Annotated in this window: 15 protein-coding genes; 3 read left to right on the top strand and 12 right to left on the bottom strand. The window is 70.5% G+C overall.

Annotation, left to right across the window (positions count from 1 at the left end; genetic code table 11):
* Nucleotides 1–23: 23 nt before the first annotated feature.
* From ACIPSJ_RS15725 to ACIPSJ_RS15715, 3 genes are read right to left on the bottom strand one after another with little or no spacing between them, the layout of a single operon-like run.
* A complete protein-coding gene (locus ACIPSJ_RS15725) occupies nucleotides 24–962 on the bottom strand; it encodes a carbohydrate ABC transporter permease (protein ID WP_359216081.1) in 939 nt (312 codons plus the stop codon).
* Entirely contained in the window at nucleotides 959–1,996 is a 1,038-nt protein-coding gene (locus tag ACIPSJ_RS15720) for an ABC transporter permease subunit (protein ID WP_359216078.1), read from the bottom strand. The genes ACIPSJ_RS15725 and ACIPSJ_RS15720 overlap by 4 nt, the downstream gene beginning before the upstream one ends.
* Nucleotides 1,997–2,023: 27 nt before the next feature.
* Complete coding sequence (locus tag ACIPSJ_RS15715; RefSeq protein ID WP_401346126.1) at nucleotides 2,024–3,715, bottom strand: extracellular solute-binding protein; 1,692 nt, start codon at nucleotides 3,713–3,715, stop codon at nucleotides 2,024–2,026.
* A gap of 360 nt (nucleotides 3,716–4,075) precedes the next feature.
* Between ACIPSJ_RS15715 and ACIPSJ_RS15710 the strand changes: the two genes are divergently transcribed.
* The gene (locus ACIPSJ_RS15710) at nucleotides 4,076–6,916 is read left to right on the top strand and encodes a glycoside hydrolase family 3 C-terminal domain-containing protein (RefSeq protein ID WP_401346124.1); all 2,841 of its coding nucleotides are present in this window, start codon (nucleotides 4,076–4,078) and stop codon (nucleotides 6,914–6,916) included.
* Nucleotides 6,917–7,006: 90 nt separating this feature from the next.
* Here the strand turns inward: ACIPSJ_RS15710 and ACIPSJ_RS15705 are convergent, their stop codons facing one another.
* The 3 genes from ACIPSJ_RS15705 to ACIPSJ_RS15695 all read right to left on the bottom strand — a co-directional run bounded on the left by ACIPSJ_RS15705 (nucleotide 7,007) and on the right by ACIPSJ_RS15695 (nucleotide 12,575).
* Entirely contained in the window at nucleotides 7,007–8,455 is a 1,449-nt protein-coding gene (locus tag ACIPSJ_RS15705; RefSeq protein WP_401346123.1) for an aldehyde dehydrogenase family protein, read from the bottom strand.
* A 254-nt stretch (nucleotides 8,456–8,709) separates the two neighbouring features.
* Nucleotides 8,710–10,278, bottom strand: coding sequence for a PucR family transcriptional regulator (locus tag ACIPSJ_RS15700; RefSeq protein ID WP_401346122.1), 1,569 nt, complete (start codon nucleotides 10,276–10,278; stop codon nucleotides 8,710–8,712).
* 137 nt (nucleotides 10,279–10,415) lie between these two features.
* Nucleotides 10,416–12,575, bottom strand: coding sequence for an ATP-binding protein (locus tag ACIPSJ_RS15695; RefSeq protein ID WP_401346120.1), 2,160 nt, complete (start codon nucleotides 12,573–12,575; stop codon nucleotides 10,416–10,418).
* 291 nt (nucleotides 12,576–12,866) lie between these two features.
* Here ACIPSJ_RS15695 and gabT point away from each other — a divergent pair, with 291 nt between their 5' ends.
* On the top strand, nucleotides 12,867–14,201 hold the full coding sequence (gene gabT, locus ACIPSJ_RS15690) for a 4-aminobutyrate--2-oxoglutarate transaminase (protein WP_359216064.1): 1,335 nt from the start codon (nucleotides 12,867–12,869) through the stop codon (nucleotides 14,199–14,201).
* 192 nt (nucleotides 14,202–14,393) lie between these two features.
* A complete protein-coding gene (locus ACIPSJ_RS15685) occupies nucleotides 14,394–15,272 on the top strand; it encodes a phosphatase PAP2 family protein (protein WP_401346118.1) in 879 nt (292 codons plus the stop codon).
* On the opposite strand, the gene ACIPSJ_RS15680 is transcribed toward ACIPSJ_RS15685, so the two are convergent.
* The 6 genes from ACIPSJ_RS15680 to ACIPSJ_RS15655 form a co-directional block, all read right to left on the bottom strand.
* Entirely contained in the window at nucleotides 15,211–17,013 is a 1,803-nt protein-coding gene (locus tag ACIPSJ_RS15680; protein ID WP_401346115.1) for a chitinase, read from the bottom strand. The genes ACIPSJ_RS15685 and ACIPSJ_RS15680 overlap by 62 nt on opposite strands.
* Nucleotides 17,014–17,203: 190 nt before the next feature.
* The gene (locus ACIPSJ_RS15675) at nucleotides 17,204–17,647 is read right to left on the bottom strand and encodes a hypothetical protein (protein WP_359216057.1); all 444 of its coding nucleotides are present in this window, start codon (nucleotides 17,645–17,647) and stop codon (nucleotides 17,204–17,206) included.
* Between the two features lie 126 nt (nucleotides 17,648–17,773).
* Nucleotides 17,774–19,201 (bottom strand): NAD(P)/FAD-dependent oxidoreductase, encoded by a 1,428-nt coding sequence (locus tag ACIPSJ_RS15670; protein ID WP_401346112.1) that lies wholly within the window; start codon nucleotides 19,199–19,201, stop codon nucleotides 17,774–17,776.
* 32 nt (nucleotides 19,202–19,233) lie between these two features.
* Nucleotides 19,234–20,034, bottom strand: coding sequence for an ABC transporter permease (locus ACIPSJ_RS15665; protein ID WP_359216051.1), 801 nt, complete (start codon nucleotides 20,032–20,034; stop codon nucleotides 19,234–19,236).
* A complete protein-coding gene (locus tag ACIPSJ_RS15660) occupies nucleotides 20,035–20,961 on the bottom strand; it encodes an ABC transporter permease (protein WP_359216048.1) in 927 nt (308 codons plus the stop codon).
* Nucleotides 20,961–22,106 carry an ABC transporter ATP-binding protein gene (locus tag ACIPSJ_RS15655; RefSeq protein WP_401346109.1) on the bottom strand — a complete coding sequence of 382 codons (1,146 nt, stop codon included), beginning with the start codon at nucleotides 22,104–22,106 and terminating at the stop codon, nucleotides 20,961–20,963. Before ACIPSJ_RS15655 ends, ACIPSJ_RS15660 begins: the two co-directional genes overlap by 1 nt.

Below are 22,106 nucleotides of genomic sequence, written 5' to 3'. Positions count from 1 at the left end.
ACCCCCTCAGAAGGCGCTGTCGGCTACCCCTTGACCGCCCCGGTCAGCATCCCCTTCTTGAAGTGCTTCTGGACGAACGGCGAGAGGACCGCCACCGGCAGCAGCGCCATCACCATCACCGCCATCTGCACCGCCAGCCCCGACAGCTCCCCCGTCTTGATCGCCTGGCCCAGCCCCACCGGGGCCTGCTGCTTCTGGACCAGTTGGATCATGACGTTCTGCAGCGGCATCTTGTCCTGGTCGTTGAGGTAGAGGGACGCGTTGAACCACGCGCTCCAGTACCCGACCGCGTAGAACAGGGTGATCACGGCCAGCACCGCGCGCGACAGCGGCATGACGATCTGCCACAGGATCCGGAAGTCGCCGGCGCCGTCGATGCGCGCGCTGTCGATGAGTTCCTGCGAGATGCCCATGAAGAAGCCGCGCAGGACAAGGATGTTGAAGACGCTGACCGCGCTCGGCAGGATCAGGGCGAGATAGCTGTCGGTGAGGCCCAGGGACTGGACCAGCAGGTAGGTCGGGATCAGGCCGGCGCTGAAGAACATCGTGGCCAGCAGCAGCATCAGGAACCAGCGGTGGCCGAGCGAGCCGATGCGCGAGAGGCCGTAGGCGCACAGGACCGACACGGCCATCGAGAACAGCGTGCCGACGAGGGTGATGAGAACGCTGATGACCGTGGCCCGGGTGACCTGGCCGCCGCTCAGCAGCTCCTTGTAGGCGACGAAGGTGATGCCCTTGGGCACCATCACCAGCCCGCCGGCCCGGTCGATGGTCTTCCGCGAGGAGAGGCTGGTGACGACGATGATCCACAGCGGGAAGAGGACGCCCAGGCAGGCGAGGGCGAGGACGAGTCCCTTGCCGGCCGCTCCGGCCCTGCCCGGCTCCTCCTCCCACACCGGGCGGGGCGGCGCGGCCCACCGGGACGGTTCCCGTACGGGCGGCTTGTCGATGACGGCGGTCATTTCTTGTACACCCCCTGCTCGCCCATGAGATGGGCCACCTTGTTCGCGGCGAGGACCAGGCCGAGGCTGACCACGCCCTTGATCAGACCGGCGGCGGCCGCGTAGCCGAAGTCCTGGTTGCGGACGCCGTTCCACCAGACGAAGGTGTCGAGGACCTCCGCGGCTCCGGGGCCGACGGCATCGCGCTGCAACAGGATCTGTTCGAAACCGACCGTCAGCGCGTCGCCCACCCGCAGCACCAGCAACAGGGCGATCACCGGCCGCAGGGCGGGCAATGTGACATGCCACATGCGGCGCCAGCGGCCCGCCCCGTCCATCGCCGCCGCCTCGTAGAGGTCCGGGCTCACGGACGCCAGCGCCGCCAGGAAGACGATGATCCCCCAGCCGGCGTCCTTCCAGACGCCCTCCGCCGTGACCAGGAACTTGAAGGTCGACGGGTCGGACATGATGTCGAGGCCGTCGTAGCCGTGCTGCCGCAGCAGCTGCGACAGCAGCCCGGCACCGCCGAAGATCTGCTGGAAGACGGAGATGACCAGCACCCAGGAGAAGAAGTGCGGGAGGTACAGGACCGCCTGCGCGAGCGCCCGTACCCGGGGCCGGACCACACTGTTGATGAGCAGGGCGAGCGCGATCGGGATCGGGAAGAACAGCACGAGTTGCAGGAAGAACAGCACCAGGGTGTTCTTCACCGCGTTCCAGAACGCCGAGTCGGCGAAGATCTGCTGGAAGTTCTCCAGGCCCACCCAGGCGCTGTGCAGCATGGAGACGATGCCGTTGTCGCTGACGTACGGGTCGTAGTCCTGGAAGGCGACGATGTTGCCGAGGATCGGCAGGTAGTTGAAGACCAGGAGCAGCAGGATCGCCGGCAGGGTCATCAGGATCAGTACGCGGTCGCGTCTGAATCTGAGACGCAGGCTCAGTTTCCCGGCCTTCTCCTTCTTCCGGGTTCCGGTGGTGCCGTCGGACGCCACCGGAGTCCTCCCCGCTCTGTCGTCTGCCTCGGCCCTGCTGCGAGGCACCGTGCTGTGGGACACGGCCGTTCTCCTTGCCTCGGTGCCTGGTCAGCTCGCGGACGAACCGTTGTCGTCGAGCAGCTTCTGGTACCAGTCGCGCAGCCTGTCGCCGCCCTTGCTCTTCCAGTCGGAGACGGCCTGCTGCATGTCGCTGATCTTCTTGCGGCCGCGCGTGATGTCGTCCTCGAGCTGCTCGAAGTCGTTCATGAGGTTGGTGTAGCGGGACGGCTCGGTGATCATCTGGCCGAAGAAGCTGGACTTCTTGGTGAAGGAGCCCATCCGCTGCTGCCACTCGACCTGGGCCTTGGCGACCTCGGGGAAGTCGGGGTGGGCGATGGTGGAGGCGGGGCTGGCGACCATGACGTAGGCGTTGATGACCTCGTTGTTGCCCTGGGTGGTCTTGGTGGGCACACCGTTCTTGACGGTGTAGTGGGTGCCCTCGACGCCGTAGTTGGTCGCCATGTACTCCTTGGTGCCGTACGGCGCGGCGGTGGTGTTGGCGACGGCCAGCACGTCGTGGATCACGGACTCCGAGGCCTTCTTGTTGATGAAGGCGAAGATGCCGGCGGGCTGTTCGGCCCAGACCTGCGGGTTGCCGCCGTCGTGGGCGTAGACGTCCATGCCCCAGATCTTGTAGTCCGGGTTCTGGGTGGCCTGTTCGGCGGTGCGGCTCCACCACTGGCTGATGTCGTTGGGGTAGATCAGGAACTCGCCGGCCGCGAACTTGGGGCCCGCGTCGGGGGCGTTCTTGCCCAGCATGGAGTCGGGGTGGACGACGCCGGCGGCGAAGAGCTTGCGGGTCCACTCCAGCGCTTCGAGGTATTCCTGGGTCTCGATGCGGTTGACCAGCTTGCCGTCGACGAGGTTCCAGCCGAGCGGCTTCTCGCTGCCGGAGAGCACGCTGAACATCTGCCAGGCGGTCCACTTCATGTCCATGCAGGCCCAGCGCTTGGCCTTGGCGTTGGTGATCTCCTTGGCCAGGGCGAGGAACTCGTCCGCCGAGCGCGGGACCTCGTACCCCTTCTTGTCGAAGATGTCCTTGCGGTAGAAGGGCACGATGTTGGTCACGTACGAGGCCGGCATCGGCAGGCCGCGCAGCTTGCCGCCGAAGATGCAGCGGCGCCAGGCGTCGGTGGGGATGGCGGCGAGGTTCGGGTAGTCCTTGACCTTGTCGCCGGACAGGTACGGGCCGAGGTCGGCGAACTTGCTGATGATGGCGGTGGGTATCTTGCCGCCCATGTTCCAGTTCGGGACGACCACCACGTCCGGCACCTCGCTGGAGGCGAGGACCGCGCCCAGCTTCTGGTCGTAGGTGTTGCCGTCCTGGTTCTGCCACTCGACGTCGACGCCGATCATGCTGTTCATCGCCTTGTAGTAGGCGTTGTCCTGCTTCGGCGGGGAGCCCCAGAACGGGGCCATGATGGTGACCTTGCCGCCCTTGCCGAGCTTCTGGGGGACCGAGGTCTTCAGGGTGGCCAGGTCGAGCTTGCTGGTGAAGCCGATCGAGGAGCCGTTCTTCGACGGGATGTCCGGCGTCACCACGTTGTTGGCGACGTACGACGGCAGCAGCTTCTTCGCGTCCTTGCCCGAGGAGGAGCCCCCGCCCGACCCGGTGTCCGACGCCCCGCAGGCGGCGAGCAGCGGCATCCCGCCCGCCACCGCTGCGGTGGCGACTGCCGTGGAGGCGAGGAAAGTTCTCCGGCTCGGCCCGGAGGGGGCAGAAGCGGCGTTCGGCGTCATTGCGTCAACCCTTCATGGCGCACCAGGACACCCGGCGGTGGCCGTCGGCTGCGGTGTCTCGAGTGGAACTGGCTGAGCTGAAGCGATCCTCCGACCTACGACCCCTGTGGTGCGTCCCCTGTCGTGTGGCGCTGAGGGCGGACCGGCTAGTCGAAGCGCTTCGATGTTGCTGCGAGGTTAAGTGAACACCCGGGGGTGCACAAGGGTCGCTTCCAAGATTCCTCCAAGCCGACGCGGGTGACCTCTTCGTATGCGCTGCTTGAAATATCGATGTGCGTCTCTTGACACCCACCCCTGCGTCGAATGAGCATCGAAGCGCTTCGAAAGAGCCTCGCCGCTCCATCGCAAGGGGAACCGCACGTGACCGCAAAAACGCCGCCTACGCCGCCTTTCCGCGATCCGCACCTGCCGTTCGCGAAGCGCATCGACGACCTGCTGACGCGGCTCACCCTGGACGAGAAGGTCTCCTTCCTGCACCAGTTCGCACCCGCCGTGGACCGGCTCGGCATCGCCGCCTTCCGCACCGGCCAGGAGGCCCTGCACGGGGTCGCCTGGATGGGTCCGGCGACGGTGTTCCCGCAGGCGGTCGGGCTCGGCGCGACCTGGAACACCGAGCTGGTCCGCCGGGTCGGCGAGGCCGTGTCCAAGGAGGTCCGGGCGATGCGCGCCCGCGACGACCGCGTCGGCCTCAACGTCTGGGCCCCCACGGTCAACCTGCTGCGCCACCCTCTCTGGGGCCGTAACGAGGAGGGCTACTCGGAGGACCCGAAGCTGACCTCCGCCATCGCCACCGCCTACACCCGCGGCCTGCGCGGCGACCACCCGGTGTACTGGCGCACGGCGCCCGTCCTCAAGCACTGGCTGGCCCACAACAACGAGACGGACCGCGCCACTTCCTCCTCCTCGGTCCGCCCGCGCGTGCTGCACGAGTACGACCTGCGCGCCTTCAGGGAGACCGTGGAGGCGGGCGCGGTGGCCGGGGTGATGCCCGCCTACAACCTGGTCAACGGCCGCCCCAACCACGTCTCCCCGTACCTGCGCGAGCACCTGCGCACCTGGACCGACGAGGACCTGCTGGTCTGCTCGGACGCCGGCGCGCCCTCCAACCTGGTCGACCACGAGCACTACTTCGACACCCACGAGGAGGCCACGGCGGCCGCCCTGCTCGCCGGCGTCGACAGCTTCACGGACCACGGCACGGACGGCTCGCAGATCACCGCGCGGCTCCAGGGGGCACTGGAGCAGGGCCTGTTGACCGAGGCGGACATCGACACGGCGGTCCGCCGCCAGCTCTCGGTCCGGTTCCGCCTGGGCGAGTTCGACCCGCACGACGACCCGCATCCGGGCACCGCGGAGTTCGACACCCCGGCGCACCGGGCCCTCGCCCAGGAGGCGGCGGAACAGGCGGTCGTCCTGCTCAAGAACGACGACTCCCTGCTCCCCCTCGCGTCCGACACCCGGCTCGCCGTGGTCGGCCTGCTCGCCGACGAGTGCAAACTCGACTGGTACAGCGGCACGCTGATCCACCGCTCGACCCCGCTGGAGGGTCTGTACGAGCGGTTCGGCGCGGAGCGCGTGGAGTTCGCGGAGGGGGTGGACCGGGTCCGGCTGCGGCTCGCGGACGGCACCTTCCTGCACGTACCGCCGGCCACCGAGGCCGCCGACGAGGTGCGCGGCGCGGCGGGCGCCCTGGACCCGGCGCTGCTCGCGGGCCGCACGGACCTGCCGCCGCTCACCGCCGACGCCACCGGCACCGAGTTCGCCCTCGTCGACTGGGGCGAGGGGGTGCTGACGCTGCGCGCGCCGGACGGCCGCTACCTCTCGGTCGCCGACGACGGGTTCGTCCGCGCCGCCGCGGACCAGCCCGGCGGCTGGGTCGTCCAGGAGACATTCCGCCTGGAACCCCACGACAACGGTCACCTCCTCCGGCATCTCGGCTCGGATCGCCATGTCTCTGTCGCCGCCGACGGGGTGCGGGTTGCCGCCGAAAACGCTTCCCTCTTCGAACTGATCATCGTCGAACGGGGTGCGGACGCCGTCGCCAGGGTGGCCGCCGCGGCCGACGCGGTCCTGGTGGTCGCGGGCAACGACCCGCACATCAACGGCCGCGAGACCGAGGACCGTACGACCCTGGCCCTGCCCCCGCACCAGGAGCGTCTCCTGCGCGCCGCCCGCGCCGCGAACCCGCGGACCGTGCTGGCGCTGACGTCCGCCTACCCCTACGCGGTGGACGTGGCCCGTCTCCCGGCCGTGCTCTGGACGGCCCACGGCGGCCAGGCGGCCGGCACCGCCCTCGCCCGCGTCCTCGCCGGTGACGTCTCCCCCGCGGGCCGCCTCCCGCAGACCTGGTACGCCGCCGACGCCGACCTGCCCGGCCTCCTCGACTACGACGTCCTGGGCGCCCGCCAGACCTACCGCTACTTCGAGGGCACCCCGCTCTTCCCGTTCGGCCACGGGCTGTCCTACGCGTCCTTCTCCTACGCGGACCTGACGACCGAGGTGACGGACGGAACCCTCCGGGTCTCCTTCACGGTCGCCAACACCGGTGATGTCACGGCGGACGAGGTGGTCCAGCTCTACACCCGGGCCGTCGCGCCGTCGTCGGCCCGCCCGCGCCGCGAGCTGCTCGCCCACCGCCGCCTCACCCTGGCCCCCGGCGAACGGGCCGGGACGGACTTCGAAGTCCCGCTCTCCGCCTTCGCGTTCTGGGACGTGGCGCGTGACGGATGGCTCCTGGAACAGGGTCCGTACGAGGTGCTGGTCGGCGCGTCCAGCGAGGACGTCCGCCTGCGTACGACGCTGGTCCTGGACGGCGAGCAGGGGGCACCGCGCCCGGTCGCCGAACGCGGCCTGGACGCGGCCGACTTCGACGAACAGTCGGGCATCGCGATCGTGGACCGTACGAAGTCGCAGGGCGACGCGGTCACCCCCGAGGGCGAGGGCCCCGGTGAACTCGTCTACCGGAACTGCGACTTCGGTCAGGGAGCGACGGAGGTGACCGCACGGGTGGCCGGCACGGGCACGCTGGAACTCACCCTCGACGGCGGCCCGCCGCTGGCCCTGCTGACCCTCACCGAGCCGACGGCGGATCCCTACACGTACATCTCACTCACCGCCGGCATCGTCGCCGAGGGCGTCCACGACGTCCGCCTCGCACTGCGCGGCCCGCTGCGGCTCGCGCACGTCGGCTTCTCCGGTTGAGGGTCCGGAGCGGTCGGCACGGAGAACGGCCGCAGCCCCCGCACAGCGGGCTGCGGCCGTTCTGTCGCTCTCCGAGCCGTCCGTGGCAGGTCAGAGGGCGAGACCGGTGAGGACCAGGACGCGCTCGTAGGTGTAGTCGTCCATCGCGAACCGGACGCCCTCGCGGCCGACGCCGGACTGCTTGACGCCGCCGTACGGCATCTGGTCGGCGCGGTAGGAGGGGACGTCGCCGACGATCACGCCGCCGACCTCCAGCGCGCGGTGGGCGCGGAAGGCGGTCTGCAGGTCGTGGGTGAAGACGCCGGCCTGGAGTCCGTACTTGGAGTCGTTGACGGCGGCGAAGGCCTCCGCCTCGCTGTACACCTTCTGCACGGTGAGGACGGGGCCGAAGATCTCCTCGCAGGAGACGGTGGTGTCGGCCGGGACGTCGGTGAGGACGGTCGGCGCGTAGGTGGCGCCGTCACGGTCGCCGCCCGTGAGCAGGGTGGCGCCGTCCTCGACGGCCTCCTTCACCCACACCTCGACGCGCTCCGCGGCCGCCTCGCTGACCAGCGGGCCGACGTCGGTCTTGGCGTCCGCCGGGTCGCCGGTGACCTGGGCCTCGACGGCCGCGACGATGCGCGGGAGGAGACGGTCGTAGACGGACGCGTCGGCGATGACCCGCTGCACGGAGATGCAGGACTGGCCGCCCTGGTAGTTGGAGAAGGTCGCGATGCGGGTGGCGGCCCAGTCCAGGTCGGCGTCGGAGGCGTAGTCGGCCAGGACGACCGCGGCGCCGTTGCCGCCGAGTTCCAGGGTGCAGTGCTTGCGCGGCACCGAGTCCATGATCGAGTAGCCGACCTTCTCGGAACCGGTGAACGAGATGACCGGGAGGCGCTCGTCCTGGACGAGGGCGGCCATCTTGTCGTTGGCGACCGGGAGGATCGACCAGGAGCCGGCCGGCAGGCCGGTCGTCTCGGCGAGCAGGTCACCGATGATCAGGCCGGAGAGCGGGGTGGCCGGGGCCGGCTTGAGGATGATCGGCGCGCCGGCCGCGATCGCCGGGGCGATCTTGTGGGCGCAGAGGTTGAGCGGGAAGTTGAAGGGCGCGATGCCGAGGACGACGCCCTTCGGGAAGCGGCGGGTCAGCGCGAGCCGGCCCTGGCCGCCGAGGTCGGTGTCCAGGCGCTGGGCCTCGCCGCTGTTGAAACGGCGGGCCTCCTCGGCGGCGAACCGGAAGACGGAGACGGCTCGGCCGACCTCGCCGCGCGCCCACTTGATCGGCTTGCCGTTCTCGGCGGAGATCAGCTGGGCTATCTCCTCGGTGCGCTCGGCGAGCCGGCGGCTGACGTGGTCGAGGGCGGCGGCGCGTACGTGGGCCGGGGTGGCGGCGAACTCGTCCCGTACGGCGTACGCGGCGGCGACCGCCTCCTCGACCTGGGCGTCGGAGGGCACGCCGACCTTGCCGACGAGGCGCCCGTCCCACGGGCTGGTGACGTCGAAGGTGTCCTCGCCGGTGACCTGACGGCCGGCGAGCCAGAAGGCGTGGGTGGAGGTCATGTGCGAGTCCCGGCCCTTCCGCGTAGAGGGGTGTGTGCTTGGCTTTCGACTCCACCGTAGGTCGGCACGGGCAGAGGTGCGTTTGTCCGGGGTGTAGTGGTCGGGACGGGGGCTGTGCCGGATTGGTGCGGTGAAAGGGCCGACCGGCTTCCCTCGCTCTCAAACACCGGACGGACCGGGAAACCTAAGGGGCGCGGGGAACTGCGCGACCAGCCCCCACGACCCGCGGCCGACACACGACCTGCCGCCCCCGCTCACTCCCCCGACGTCGCCTTCAAAGCCAGCCACAGCTCCATCCGCACGTCCGGGTCGTCCAGCGACCGGCCCAGGATCTCCTCGACCCGCCGCATCCGGTAGCGGAGCGTGTGGCGGTGGACGCCCAGGTCCGCGGCGGCCGCGTCCCACTGGCCGTGCCGGGACAGCCAGGCCCGCAGGGAGGCCACCAGGTCGCCCCGGCCGGTCGCGTCGTGCTCGTGCAGCGCCCGCAGCAGACCGTCCGCGAACGCCTTCACGGCGTCGTCGGCCAGCAGCGGCAGCACCGACCCCGACGCCAGCTGCTCGTGCTCCACCAGGACCCGCCCCCGCCGCCGCGCCACCGACAGCGCCTGCTCGGCCTGCTTGTAGGCCGCGGCGGCCGCGATCGGACCGGACGGCGCGGACATGCCCACGACCAGGTCGTCCTCCTCGTCGGCGCCACCCTGTTCCGGCACCGCGCGGGCCGCCTCCCGGGCCGCCGCGTACTCCGCACAGGCGCCCACCGCCGCGCCCGCGTCCGCGGCCAGCACCACCAGCCGCTCCCCCTCCGGCACCACCAGCAGCGCCTCCCCGGCGCGCGCCGCCGCCGACTCCACCGCCTCCGTGAGGCCGGCCAGCAGCTCGGCGCCCGCGTCCGCGACGATCATCCGGAACGGTGCGTCGAGCAGCCCGCCGTACAGGTCCCCGGCGACGCCCCGGGCGTGGTCCGGCTGCCCGGCGAGCAGCATCCGCAGCACCGCCGCCCCGACCCGCTGCTCGGCCGCCCGCAGTGAGCGGGAGCGTTCCGTCGTGAGGGTGAGCAGCGCGATCGCGGAGTGGACGGCGTAGCGCTCGGCCGTGCCCAGCGCCGACGCCGTGCCCACCGCCAGGGCCGCCCTGGGGCGGCGGCCCGTACCGAGCGAGTGCAGTTCCACCCGGTCCTCGTTGTCCGGGCCGCCGACCACCGAGGAGGCCGGTGCCGGGCGCTCCCGGAGGCGTTCCACCTCGGCCGTCAGCCGGGCCGCCCTGCGGCCGGCCCACTCCGGTGCCGTGGCGACGACGGCGCCGGACGCGTCGTACAGCGCGGCCCAGCCGTCCACCTGGGCCGCGAGGGCGGACAGCACGCCCTCCGGGCCGGCGTTCAGCGCCTGCCGGGTCAGCTCGCGCTGGGCGGCGAAGCCCGCCGTCACCGCCCGGTACTGGTCGGCCGCGATCGCCGCCGAGACCGCCTTGCTGATGGCGAGGAAGGGAGTGCGGCGCGGTACCTCCAGCAGCGGCAGGCCCTCCTGCTCCGCCGCCTCGACCAGGGCCCCGGGGATCTCCTCGTAGTTGACCCCGACGGCGAAGCCGAGACCCACCACACCCGCCCCGACCAGGCGTTTCACATAGCGCCGCATGGCCTCCGGATCCTCCGCGTCCAGCTTCAGCGCGGTGATCAGGAGCAGTTCCCCGCCCTCCATGTACGGCACCGGGTCGGCGAGTTCGCTGACATGGGCCCAGCGCACGGGCACGTCGAGGCGGTCCTCGCCCGCGCGCACGGTCAGCTTGAGCGCGGAATGGTGGACGAGCGAGGCGAGCGTCGGTGGCATCGGGCCGTCAGATCTTCTCTTCGGTCGTGAACAGGGACAGCGGGGCAGGAAGTCGGGAGACTCATGGCCTTTGGCCGTCGCGTATGAACGGCCTCTCTCGATTCTGCCTCACTGTACGGTCGCGTGTGCGCCCCTGTTCAGACCCGGCCGCCGCCCCTCAGATCCACCAGCAGCGGTGGGGCGTGCTCGCCCTTGACGGTCGTCAGGGAGAGGACCGCGTGGCCCGGCGGCACCCCGTGGGCCAGTTCGGAGGCCGACCAGCGCTCCCGCTCCACCTGCCGGACGGTGACCGCCCGCGCGGTGGCCGCCTTGCCGGTGATGACCCGGCGGACGACGTGCAGCGCCTTGCCCGCCGGGGTCTCCGCGATGATCTGGCGGTCGGTGACGTCCCGGGCCTCGATCCACTCCTTGCCCCAGACCTCGGCGAAGTCCTGGCCGTCCCAGGGGGTGAGGCCGGAGAAGGCCATCCGGCAGCCGGCGGCGCCGAGCAGGGGACTGCGCAGCGGGCGCGGTACGTCGTCCAGGGTGCGCAGGGTGAGCGCCACGCCCGCGTTGGCCGAGCGCAGCCGCTGGATGCCGCGGACCGCCTCCGGCGTCACCACGCCCGTGGCGTCGTCCAGGAGCAGACAGGCGAAGAGCGAACGGTCGTCCCGGACCGTCACGCTCGCCGTGAACTGGGCGAGCACCAGGCGGGCCAGGATGCGGGAGGCGTCCGCGTGACCGCGCTCGGGCAGGTCGATGCGGACCCGGACCGGGTGGTCGAGGGCCTTCAGGGAGAAGGGGCGGGACGAACCGGAGGTGTCGAAGAACCCGGCGAAGGCGGGGCGGTCGAGGAGCGCGATGCGGTCGGCGAGGACCGCGCCGACGTCCCCGGGGTGTCCCATCTGGCGTTCCCGCGCGTCGAGTTCGCGCAGCAGCGACTCGTGGCCGGTGTCCGTCAGCGCCTTGCGGAGCGCGCCGAGCGGGCCGGGGGCGCCGTCCAGGAGCCGGCGGAGTTCGGGGACGGACGGGAAACGGCCGTGGACCGCCTTGAACGGGCCGATCAGCTGGGCGAGGACGGTGGTGGAGCGGCGGCTGTCGCTGCCGGGGTGCGGGTCGGCGAGGTCGCCGGCGAGGGCCTCGGCGAGTATGGCGGCGGCCTCGTCGGGGTCGGTGGTGCCGCCGTACAGGTCGAGGTCGTAGACGGACTCGGGGTGGGCGACGCGGACGACGACGTCGTAGGCGTCGGCGGGTCCCAGCCCGGCGCCGGCCGCGCCGACGACGACCACGGAGGCGCGTCCGGCGAGCGCGTGCAGGCACAGCGACTCGGCGAGCGGGCGGACCAGGCTGCCGGTCTTGCCGGAGCCGGCCGGGCCGACGGCGAGCAGGGAGGTGCCGAGCAGGTCGGGGCCGAGGGCGAGGCCGGTGCCGCGGTACTGGTACGGGTTGCGGGGGTCGTCGGCCGTCGTGCCGAGCCGGACCTGGCCGGTGACCATGTCGTGCTGCGCGTGCCGCGCGGGCAGGTCGCGCTCGCCGGAGGGGTGCAGACAGGCGGCGGCACCGTCCTTGACCACGGCCGCGGTGAACGTCGCCATACTGTGCCGGCCACTCCGCACACCCTGCCAGGCCCGGGCGATCCGAGCGTGGTCGACGTCGCGCATCAGGCCGGTCCGCGCGTCCCCGGCAAGCCGGTCGGCGGCATCGCTCGCCCCCGCCTGACGGAGGTAGAGGAACTCGGCGGGGTCCTGCTCGGGGGCGGGGGGCCGTTCCGGGGTGGGCGCGGCCGACACCCAGGTGGGCGGGCCATAACGGTGCCAGAGTTCAGGCCAGTGACCGATTTTCCCGAGGATCAGGAAAATGGCACCGAAGATCAGAGCGGTGTAGATCCACGAAGCCACCCCTCCCACCACTCCGCCGGTGCCGTGTGTCCACGAATTCGGCGCCAGCACGTACCAGGGCCACTGCCAGAACTCGCCGAGATACCCGTTCCACAGTAGAGAACAGAGAAGCCAGCCGCAGAGAAACGCGAGCACCGCTCCGCCGAGCAACTGCTGAGTTGGCGTGCGCACCGGCTCCGCTTCCGGCCTCGGCTGGTACCCGAATCGCCACACACCAAGGGCCGCCTCAGGCCTGGGCGCCCGGAGCCACCTGAGAAAAGCCGTACCGTCCGGCAGCGGAGGTACCGGCGGAGGAGTCGTCGGCCGCGGTGGTGTCGTGGCGGCCTCGGCCGGCGTCCCGCCCCCGTCCTGCGGCCCCGCCGGACGCGGTACAGGATTCGCATGCGTACCCCGCGTGTCCCGCGTCCCGTCGCTGTCCATCGCTCTCGCTCCCTGACCAGCCGTTCCGTCCACCGTCAGCGGCCAATCTAACGCCCTCACAAGGGGAGTTCACCGCTTACGCGGCCGAGGAACCTCCCGGCCCCGCCACCCGCACTATGTCCACCACGGACAACGTCACCCTCCGACAACGCCCACATGGAGCATGCCCACCTCTCATACCCGGCCCTAGCCTGCGAAGAAAGAAGGAAAGCGTCCGAAAACGCACCACCGGAGCCGCCGGACGGGACCGTCCGGTACGCATCGGCTCGCACCACTCATCAGGGAGCCCCCATGACCGCACTTCCGCAGGAGCGCCGCGTCGTCACCGCCATCCCCGGCCCCAAGTCGCAGGAGCTGCAGACCCGCCGTCTGGCCGCGGTCGCGCAGGGCGTCGGTTCCGTGCTGCCGGTGTTCACCGCCCGCGCGGGCGGCGGCATCATCGAGGACGTCGACGGCAACCGTCTCATCGACTTCGGTTCCGGTATCGCCGTGACCAGCGTGGGCGCCTCCGCCGAGGCCGTCGTACGGCGCGCGAGCGCCCAGCTGGCCGACTTCACCCACACCTGTTTCATGGTCACGCCGTACGAGGGGTACGTCGAGGTCGCGGAGGCGCTCGCCGAGCTGACCCCTGGCGACCACGCCAAGAAGTCCGCCCTGTTCAACTCCGGCGCCGAGGCCGTCGAGAACGCCGTCAAGATCGCGCGTGCGTACACCAAGCGGCAGGCCGTGGTCGTCTTCGACCACGGTTACCACGGCCGGACCAACCTGACGATGGCGCTCACCGCCAAGAACATGCCGTACAAGCACGGCTTCGGTCCGTTCGCGCCCGAGGTCTACCGGGTGCCGGTGGCGTACGGCTACCGCTGGCCGACCGGTGCGGAGAACGCCGGTCCCGAGGCCGCCAAGCAGGCCATCGACCAGATCAGCAAGCAGGTCGGCGCCGACAACGTCGCCGCGATCATCATCGAGCCGGTGCTCGGCGAGGGCGGCTTCATCGAGCCGGCGAAGGGCTTCCTGCCGGCGATCAGCCAGTTCGCCGAGGACAACGGCATCGTCTTCGTCGCGGACGAGATCCAGTCCGGGTTCTGCCGTACGGGCCAGTGGTTCGCGTGCGAGGACGAGGGGATCGTCCCGGACCTGATCACCACCGCCAAGGGCATCGCGGGCGGTCTGCCGCTCGCCGCCGTCACCGGCCGCGCCGAGATCATGGACGCCGCGCACGCCGGCGGCCTCGGTGGTACGTACGGCGGCAACCCGGTCGCCTGTGCCGGTGCGCTCGGCGCCATCGAGACGATGAAGGAGCTCGACCTCAACGGCAGGGCGAAGGCCATCGAGGCGATCATGAAGCCGCGGCTCACCGCCATGGCCGAGAAGTTCGACGTGATCGGCGACGTCCGCGGCCGTGGCGCGATGATCGCGATCGAGCTGGTCAAGGACCGTACGACCAAGGAGCCGAACCCGGAGGCGACCGCCGCCCTCGCCAAGGCCTGCCACCAGGAAGGCCTGCTGGTCCTGACCTGTGGCACCTACGGCAACGTGCTGCGGTTCCTGCCGCCGCTCGTGATCGGCGAGGACCTCCTCAACGAGGGCCTCGACATCATCGAGCAGGCCTTCGCCCGCATCTGAGCCACAGGGTCCCCGCAGCCCGCCCCCAGGCTGTCGAACCCCTGTGCCACAGCCGCCCCACCCCCCTCACCTGGCGTGATGCGAGGGGCCGGGGCGGCCCCCGTCAGGCCGTGTGAAGAAGGTGTGCGAGGTGCATGACGGGACGCGATTCCGCCTGTCTTCGCACCGCGCCCTGCCGTAGGTTCTATCCAGATGAGAGATACACCTCGTCCACAGGGGACTGTGGGCGATTTCAGGCCGGGGCCTCCCCAGCTTCGACCTGGTCGTGCCCTCGCGCACACAACCGGCGCCTCCGGCTCCGGATCTCCTCACCGATCGGACGGTCGCTCGCCCCAAACCCCCCGGGGCGCGCGGCGTTCCGATCCGGACGGCCGCCCCGGAACTACCCCCCCTGTTCCGGGGCGGCCGACCTCCTTCCTTCCCCTTCTGCTCGTGGGACTCCTGGCCCTTCCGGCCTTCCTCTTCGCGCTGATCACCTGGCAGGTCGTGGCCCAGGGCCCCCTGCTCCGCCTGGACAGCCGCCTGAGCAGCGCACTCGTCCACCCGGACAAGTTCTCCTCGGGCCTCTCCGATCTCGGCAACGTGCAGGTCGCCGTCCCGGTCCTGGTGATCGTCATCGTCTACGTCGCCCGCCGCGGCCGTGCCATTGGTACAGACCGCTGGTGGCTGCCGCCGACGGCCGCCGCCGTGCTGATGGCCCTGGTCCCCGCGATCATCGTGCCGCTGAAGGACTGGACCGCCCGGCCGGGGACCCCGGCGGTGCCCCCGGCGGTCGGCTACTTCCCCTCCGGCCACACGGCGACCGCGGCGATCGCGTACGGCTCCGCCACCCTGATCCTCCTGCCGTGGCTCGGCTCCGCGAGGGCCCGCCGCACCGCCGTCGGGATCTGCGCGGCCCTGGTCCTCGGCGTCTCCTTCGGTCTGGTCCGCCGGGGCTGGCACTGGCCGCTGGACGTGGTGGCCAGCTGGTGCCTGGGCAGCATCCTGCTGACCACCCTCGCCCTCTTCCTCAGCCGAAGTAGGCGTCGAAGTTCTTCTGGAACTCCCAGTTCGAGTAGCGGTCCCAGTTGACCGACCAGGTCATCAGGCCGCGCAGCGCGGGCCAGGTGCCGTGCGTGGTGTACGACCCGCAGTTCGTCTTCTTCGTCAGGCAGTCCAGGGTCCTGGTGACCTCGGACGGGGCCACATAGCCGTTGCCCGCGTTGACCGACGCCGGCATGCCGATCGCGATCTGGTCGGGGCGCAGCGGCGGGAAGACGTTGCCCGCGTCGCCCGCCACCGGGAAGCCGGTGAGCAGCATGTCGGTCATGGCGATGTGGAAGTCGGCGCCGCCCATGGAGTGGTACTGGTTGTCGAGGCCCATGATCGGGCCCGAGTTGTAGTCCTGGACGTGCAGCAGGGTCAGGTCGTCCCGCAGGGCGTAGATGACCGGGAGGTACGCCCCGCAGCGGGGGTCCTGGCCGCCCCACTTGCCGGTGCCGTAGTACTGGTAGCCCATCTGCACGAAGAAGGTCTCCGGGGCCATGGACAGCACGAACTTCGACCCGTACTTCGCCTTCAGGGTCTTCAGGGCCGAGATCAGGTTCACCACCACCGGGGTGGTCGGGTTCTTGAAGTCCGTGTCGCTCGCGTCCAGGGAGAGCGAGTGGCCCTCGAAGTCGATGTCCAGGCCGTCCAGGCCGTAGGTGTCGATGATGTTCGAGACGGAGGAGACGAAGGTGTCCCGGGCGGCGGTCGTGGTCAGCTGGACCTGGCCGTTGGCGCCGCCGATCGATATCAGCACCTTCTTGCCGGCCGCCTGCTTGGCCTTGATCGCCGCCTTGAAGTCGGCGTCGCTCTCGACGTTCGGGCACTCCGTCACCGGGCAGCGGTTGAACCGGATGTCCCCCGAGGTGGCCGAGGTCGGCTCGCCGAAGGCCAGGTCGATGACGTCCCAGCTGTCGGGGACGTCGGCGACCCGGGTGTACCCGGAGCCGTTGGCGAAGGAGGAGTGGAGGTAGCCGACCAGGGCGTGGGTGGGCAGGTCGCCGGAGCCGCCGGAGGAACCGGCGGTCGTGGTCGCCGTCACCGCGGCCGACTTCGCGGACTCGCCGGCGCTGTTCACGGCGGTGACCTGGAAGCTGTAGGCGGTCGAGGCGGACAGGCCGGTCACGGTGGCCGAGGTCCCGGTCGCCGTCTGGACCTTCGCGCCGTCCCGGTAGACCGCGTAGCTCGTCGCGCCCGTGACCGCGCTCCACGACAGGGCCACGCCGGAGGACGTGATCGTGCCGGTCTTCAGGCCGGTCGGCGCGGCGGGCGGCTGGCCCGCGGAGGCCCCCGGCCCGACCAGGGACACGTCGTCGGCGTAGTAGGCGCCGGTGCCGTACCAGCCGTGCGTGTAGATCGTGACCTTGGTGGTCGAGGCGCCGGTGGTGAAGGTGGTCGTCAGCTTCTGCCAGTCGGGGGCGGACTGGGTCCAGGTGGAGACGTCGGTGGTGCCGGTGCCGCTCGCGCCCAGGTAGACGTAGGAGCCGCGGACGTAGCCGGACAGGGTGTACTGCGCGCCCGGCTGCACGGTCACCGTCTGCGCGCACTGGGCGTTGTCGCTGCCGGCCGGGGTCGCCTGCAGCGCGGAACCTCCGCCGTGCACGGGTGAGTTGACCGTCGTACCGCTGCTCGCCGTACAACTCCAGCCGGACAGCCCGGACTCGAAGCCACCGTTGACAGCGAGGTCCGCGTCGGCCGCACGGGCGGCCGACGAGAGCGCGGTGATACCGGGCACGGCCAACAGCACGGCCGTGAGAAAGGTGAGGACAGGTCTCGCGCGCACCACAAGTACCTCCGAACATGGGGGATTTGGAGGACGGAAACGCACTCAACTTGGTCCAGACCAATTCACTTGTCAATACCTACGGCAGCGCCCCGTCAGGGGCGCGGGGCTGTGACATTTGCGGCTCCGCCGCGTGGGCGCGACCAGCCACGACGACGCCGCGGCCGACCGACGACCCGCACCCGAACGGCGTCTAGTCGTCAGCCAACCCCGCCGCCGCCTCATGCATCGCCAGCTCCAGCAGCGCCGGATCCGTCAGCGTCCCCGACCCGTCCGGCGCCACCAACCACCGCACCCCCTGCGTCGCCCGCCCCGGATACGGCACGACGATCCACGTCCCGGCCCCCGCCGTGCGGATCCCCGTACCGAGCCACCGCGCGGCCGTTCCGGGCGGCACGAAAAAGCCCACCCGGTTGTCCCCGAAGTCGGCCAGGACGGGCCCTGGCTGGTCGAGGACGCGGGTGAGCACGTCGAGGGTGGGATAGCCGAGCCCGCCCGGCAGGATCAGTACGTCCCAGGCCCGGCCTGCGGGCAGGAGCGCGACCCCTAGCGGGTTGCGTTCCCATTCCCAGCGGCAGGACTCGGGATCCGGTGCGACGGATGCCAGCCATTCGACCGCCGTCTTCGCCCCAGTCATCAGAGGACCTCCCCATCTCACACGTGGACGCGGGCTTCGCGTCACGGGGAGAGAGGGAGGTCTTCCCTGGGCATTACGCGGGTTCCGGCACCCAATTCGAGTGACCCGGATCACACTCCGAAGGGATCAGCTGTCGAAGCCCAGCCCCAGCCGGTCCATCGCCCGCAGCCACAGGTTCCGGTGCCCGCCGTGCGCGTCGGCCCGGGCCAGGGACCACTTGGTGAGGGCGATGCCGGTCCAGGCGAACGGCTCGGGCGGGAACGGCAGCGGCTTCTTGCGGACCATCTCAAGGCGGGTGCGCTCGGTCTCCTCCCCCGCCAGCAGGTCCAGCATCACGTCGGCGCCGAACCGGGTGGCTCCCACGCCCAGCCCCGTGTACCCGGCCGCGTACGCCACCCGGCCCTGATGGGCCGTGCCGAAGAACGCCGAGAAACGGGAGCAGGTGTCGATCGCGCCGCCCCAGGCGTGGGTGAAGCGGACGCCCTCCAGCTGCGGGAAGCAGGTGAAGAAGTGCCCGGCGAGCTTGGCGTAGGTCTCCGGACGGTCGTCGTACTCGCGGCGCACCCGGCCGCCGTAGTGGTGGATGGCGTCGTAGCCGCCCCACAGGACGCGGTTGTCGGCGGAGAGCCGGAAGTAGTGGAACTGGTTGGCGGAGTCCCCGAGGCCCTGCCGGTTCTTCCAGCCGATCGCGCCGAGCTGCTCGGCGGTGAGCGGTTCGGTCATCAGGGCGTAGTCGTAGACCGGGACGGTGTAGGCGCGGACCCGCTTGAGCAGGTTCGGGAAGATGTTGGTGCCGAGCGCGACCCGCCGGGCCCGGACCGAGCCGTAGGGGGTGCGGACGGCCATGCCGGCGCCGTACGCCTTCAGGTCGAGGGCGGGGGTGTGCTCGTACACCCGGACGCCGAGCGCGAGGCAGGCCCGCTTGAGGCCCCAGGCGAGCTTGGCCGGGTGGAGCATGGCCACGCCCCGGCGGTCCCAGAGGCCCGCCTCGAAGGTGGGCGAGGCGACCTGGGCGCGGACCGCGTCGGCGTCGAGGAACTCGATGTCGTCCGCGAGGCCCTTCTGCTCCAGCTCCTTGTGCCAGTCGCGCAGTTCCCAGGCCTGGTAGGTCTCGGTGGCGACGTCGATCTCGCCGGTCCGCTCGAACTCGCAGTCGATGCCGTGCCGGGCGACGGCGGCCTCGAACCCGTCGAGGTTGCGCCGGCCCAGCTCCTGGAGCTTGTGGATCTCCTCGGGCCAGCGGGCCAGCCCGTTGGGCAGCCCGTGGGTGAGGGAGGCGGCGCAGAAGCCGCCGTTGCGGCCCGAGGCGGCCCAGCCCACCTCATGGCCTTCCAGCAGGACCACATCGCGCCCGGGGTCGCGCTCCTTGGCGTTGAGCGCGGTCCACAGTCCGCTGTACCCGCCGCCGACGACCAGCAGGTCGCAGGTGTCGGCGCCGGTGAGCGCGGGCTCGGGGTGGGGCTTGCCGGGGTCTTCGAGCCAGTACGGGACCGGCTGTGCTTCGGAGAGTGACCTGGTCCAATCTGCCTGACGGCTCATGGCGCTTGGGGCCATGATTTCCAACTCCCTACAGAGTCAATTAAGGGCTATGCCTTTTGCCTGTTGCGGCGGTTGTTGACGAGCATCGACGCCAGCACGAACAGTACGGCGACCAGGAACATGGCCGTGCCGATGACATTGATCTGGACGGGCGTGCCGCGCTGTGCCGAACCCCAGACGAACATGGGGAAGGTGACGGTGGAGCCCGCGTTGAAATTGGTGATGATGAAATCGTCGAAGGAGAGCGCGAAGGAGAGCAGCGCGCCCGCCGCGATTCCGGGGGCCGCGATGGGGAGGGTGACCCTGACGAACGTCTGCACCGGTCCGGCGTAGAGGTCCCGGGCCGCCTCCTCCAGGCGCGGGTCCATCGACATCACGCGCGCCTTGACGGCGGTGACGACGAAGCTGAGGCAGAACATGATGTGGGCGATCAGGATGGTGTAGAAGCCCAGCTGGGCGCCCATGTTGAGGAACAGGGTGAGCAGCGAGGCCGCCATCACGACCTCGGGCATCGCCATCGGCAGGAAGATCAGCGAGTTCACGGCGCCGCGGGCGCGGAACCGGTAGCGGACCAGCGCGAAGGCGATCATCGTGCCGAGGAGCGTGGCGCCGATCGTGGCCAGGGCGGCGATCCGGAGGCTGATGGAGAGCGAGCCGCACATGTCGGCGACCCCGCACGGCTGCTTCCAGGCGTCCAGCGAGAACTGCTGCCATTCGTAGTTGAAGCGCCCCTTCGGTTTGTTGAAGGAGAACACCGTGACGATGACGTTCGGCAGCAGCAGATATCCGAGGGTCAGCAGTCCCGCGATGACGACGAGACGCTTCTTGAGCCAGTTGACGACGGGCATTTAGACCAGATCCTCCGTCCCGGACCGGCGAATGTAGATCGTGACCATGGCGAGGATCGCGGCCATGAGGATGAAGGAGAGCGCGGCCGCCGTCGGATAGTCGAGAATCCGCAGGAACTGCGTCTGGATCACGTTTCCGATCATGCGGGTGTCGGTCGAGCCGAGGAGTTCGGCGTTGACGTAGTCACCGGCCGCCGGGATGAAGGTCAGCAGCGTGCCGGAGACCACGCCCGGCATCGACAGCGGGAAGGTGACCTTGCGGAACGTCGTCCACGGCTTGGCGTACAGGTCGCCGGCGGCCTCGTGCAGCCGGCCGTCGATGCGCTCCAGCGAGGTGTAGAGCGGCAGGATCATGAACGGCAGGAAGTTGTACGTCAGACCGCACACCACCGCGAGCGGGGTGGCGAGGACGCGGTCGCCGGCCGTCCAGCCGAGGAAGTCGGTGAGGTCCAGGATGTGCAGCGAGTTCAGCACGTGCACGACCGGGCCGTTGTCGGCGAGGATCGTCTTCCAGGCCAGGGTGCGGATCAGGAAGCTGGTGAAGAACGGCGCGATCACCAGGATCATGATCAGGTTCCGCCAGCGTCCCGCGCGGAAGGCGATGAGGTACGCCAGCGGGTAGCCGAGCAGCAGGCACAGGACCGTGGCCGCCGCCGCGTAGAAGACGGACCGCAGGAACTGCGGCCAGTACTCGCTGAGCGCGTCCCAGTAGGTCGCGAAGTGCCAGGTGACCTTGTAGCCCTCTTCCAGGGAGCCCGTCTGGATCGACGTGGACGCCTGGTAGATCATCGGGAGGGCGAAGAAGATCACCAGCCAGAGGATGCCGGGCAGCAGCAGCCAGTACGGCGTCCAGCGCCCGCGCTTGCGGGGCGGCTTCTTCTCGGGGGCCGGCGCCAGCGGCGGCGGCGCTTCCGTCAGCGTGGCCATCAGGCCGCCTCCTCCTCGGTGCCGGCGTCGATGTCCTGAGCCGCGTCGAGACCGAAGGTGTGCGCCGGGCTCCAGTGCAGGACGACGTCGGCGCCGGGGACGAGCCGGCCGTCGCGCTCGACGTTCTGCACGTACACCGCGAACTCGGGGCAGACCGCGCTGTCGATGACGTACTGCGTGGAGACGCCGATGAAGCTGGCGTCGGCGACCTTGCCGGTGATGCGGTTGCGGCCCTCGGGGATGGAGCCCGCGTCGTCGGCGTGGGTGAGGGAGATCTTCTCGGGCCGGATGCCGACGAGCACCTTGCCGCCGGTCGTGGTGGGCGCCGAACATCGCGCCTGGGGCAGCACCAGCTTCCCGCCGCCCGCCTTGAGGATGATGTCGTCCCCGCTCTCCGTGTCGACCTCGGCCTCGATCAGGTTCGAGGTGCCGAGGAAGTTCGCCACGAACGTGGTGTTCGGGTTCTCGTAGAGGTCGGCGGGCGAGCCGAGCTGCTCCACGCGTCCCGCGTTCATCACGGCGACCGTGTCGGCCATGGTCATGGCCTCCTCCTGGTCGTGCGTGACGTGTACGAAGGTGATGCCGACCTCGGTCTGGATCCGCTTGAGCTCCAGCTGCATCTGGCGGCGCAGCTTGAGGTCGAGGGCGCCGAGCGGCTCGTCGAGCAGGAGCACCTTGGGGTGGTTGATGAGCGCGCGGGCCACGGCGACGCGCTGCTGCTGGCCGCCGGAGAGCTGGTGCGGCTTCTTGCGCGCCTGCTCGCCGAGCTGGACCAGCTCCAGCATGTCCTCGACCTGCTTCTTCACGCTCTTGATGCCGCGCCGGCGCAGGCCGAAGGCGACGTTCTCGAAGATGTCGAGGTGCGGGAAGAGGGCGTAGGACTGGAAGACCGTGTTCACCGGCCGCTTGTACGGCGGCAGATGGGTCACGTCCTGGTCGCCGAGGTGCACGGTGCCGGTGGTCGGCTCCTCCAGCCCCGCGATCATGCGCAGGGTGGTGGTCTTGCCGCAGCCCGAGGCGCCGAGGAGGGCGAAGAAGGAGCCCTGCGGCACGGTCAGGTCCATCGGCTGTACGGCGGTGAAGCCGTTGTCGTACGTCTTGCCGATGCCGGTGAGACGGACGTCGCCGCTGCTGTCTTTCGTCAT

Origin of the sequence: Streptomyces sp. NPDC090088, assembly GCF_044747345.1 — a bacterium.
Classification (GTDB): domain Bacteria; phylum Actinomycetota; class Actinomycetes; order Streptomycetales; family Streptomycetaceae; genus Streptomyces.
Note: the sequence above shows the minus strand (reverse complement) of the source record. Positions and strands in the feature narration are given on the sequence as shown.

Bases quoted from the DNA above. Each gene is read 5' to 3' on its own strand.
- gabT (WP_359216064.1), top strand. From the start codon at position 12,867: ATGACCGCACTTCCGCAGGAGCGCCGCGTCGTCACCGCCATCCCCGGC.
- ACIPSJ_RS15695 (WP_401346120.1), bottom strand. From the start codon at position 12,575: ATGGACAGCGACGGGACGCGGGACACGCGGGGTACGCATGCGAATCCT.
- ACIPSJ_RS15715 (WP_401346126.1), bottom strand. From the start codon at position 3,715: ATGACGCCGAACGCCGCTTCTGCCCCCTCCGGGCCGAGCCGGAGAACT.
- ACIPSJ_RS15700 (WP_401346122.1), bottom strand. From the start codon at position 10,278: ATGCCACCGACGCTCGCCTCGCTCGTCCACCATTCCGCGCTCAAGCTG.
- ACIPSJ_RS15660 (WP_359216048.1), bottom strand. From the start codon at position 20,961: ATGGCCACGCTGACGGAAGCGCCGCCGCCGCTGGCGCCGGCCCCCGAG.
- ACIPSJ_RS15655 (WP_401346109.1), bottom strand. From the start codon at position 22,106: ATGACGAAAGACAGCAGCGGCGACGTCCGTCTCACCGGCATCGGCAAG.
- ACIPSJ_RS15670 (WP_401346112.1), bottom strand. From the start codon at position 19,201: ATGGCCCCAAGCGCCATGAGCCGTCAGGCAGATTGGACCAGGTCACTC.
- ACIPSJ_RS15665 (WP_359216051.1), bottom strand. From the start codon at position 20,034: ATGCCCGTCGTCAACTGGCTCAAGAAGCGTCTCGTCGTCATCGCGGGA.
- ACIPSJ_RS15685 (WP_401346118.1), top strand. From the start codon at position 14,394: ATGAGAGATACACCTCGTCCACAGGGGACTGTGGGCGATTTCAGGCCG.
- ACIPSJ_RS15725 (WP_359216081.1), bottom strand. From the start codon at position 962: ATGACCGCCGTCATCGACAAGCCGCCCGTACGGGAACCGTCCCGGTGG.
- ACIPSJ_RS15705 (WP_401346123.1), bottom strand. From the start codon at position 8,455: ATGACCTCCACCCACGCCTTCTGGCTCGCCGGCCGTCAGGTCACCGGC.
- ACIPSJ_RS15675 (WP_359216057.1), bottom strand. From the start codon at position 17,647: ATGACTGGGGCGAAGACGGCGGTCGAATGGCTGGCATCCGTCGCACCG.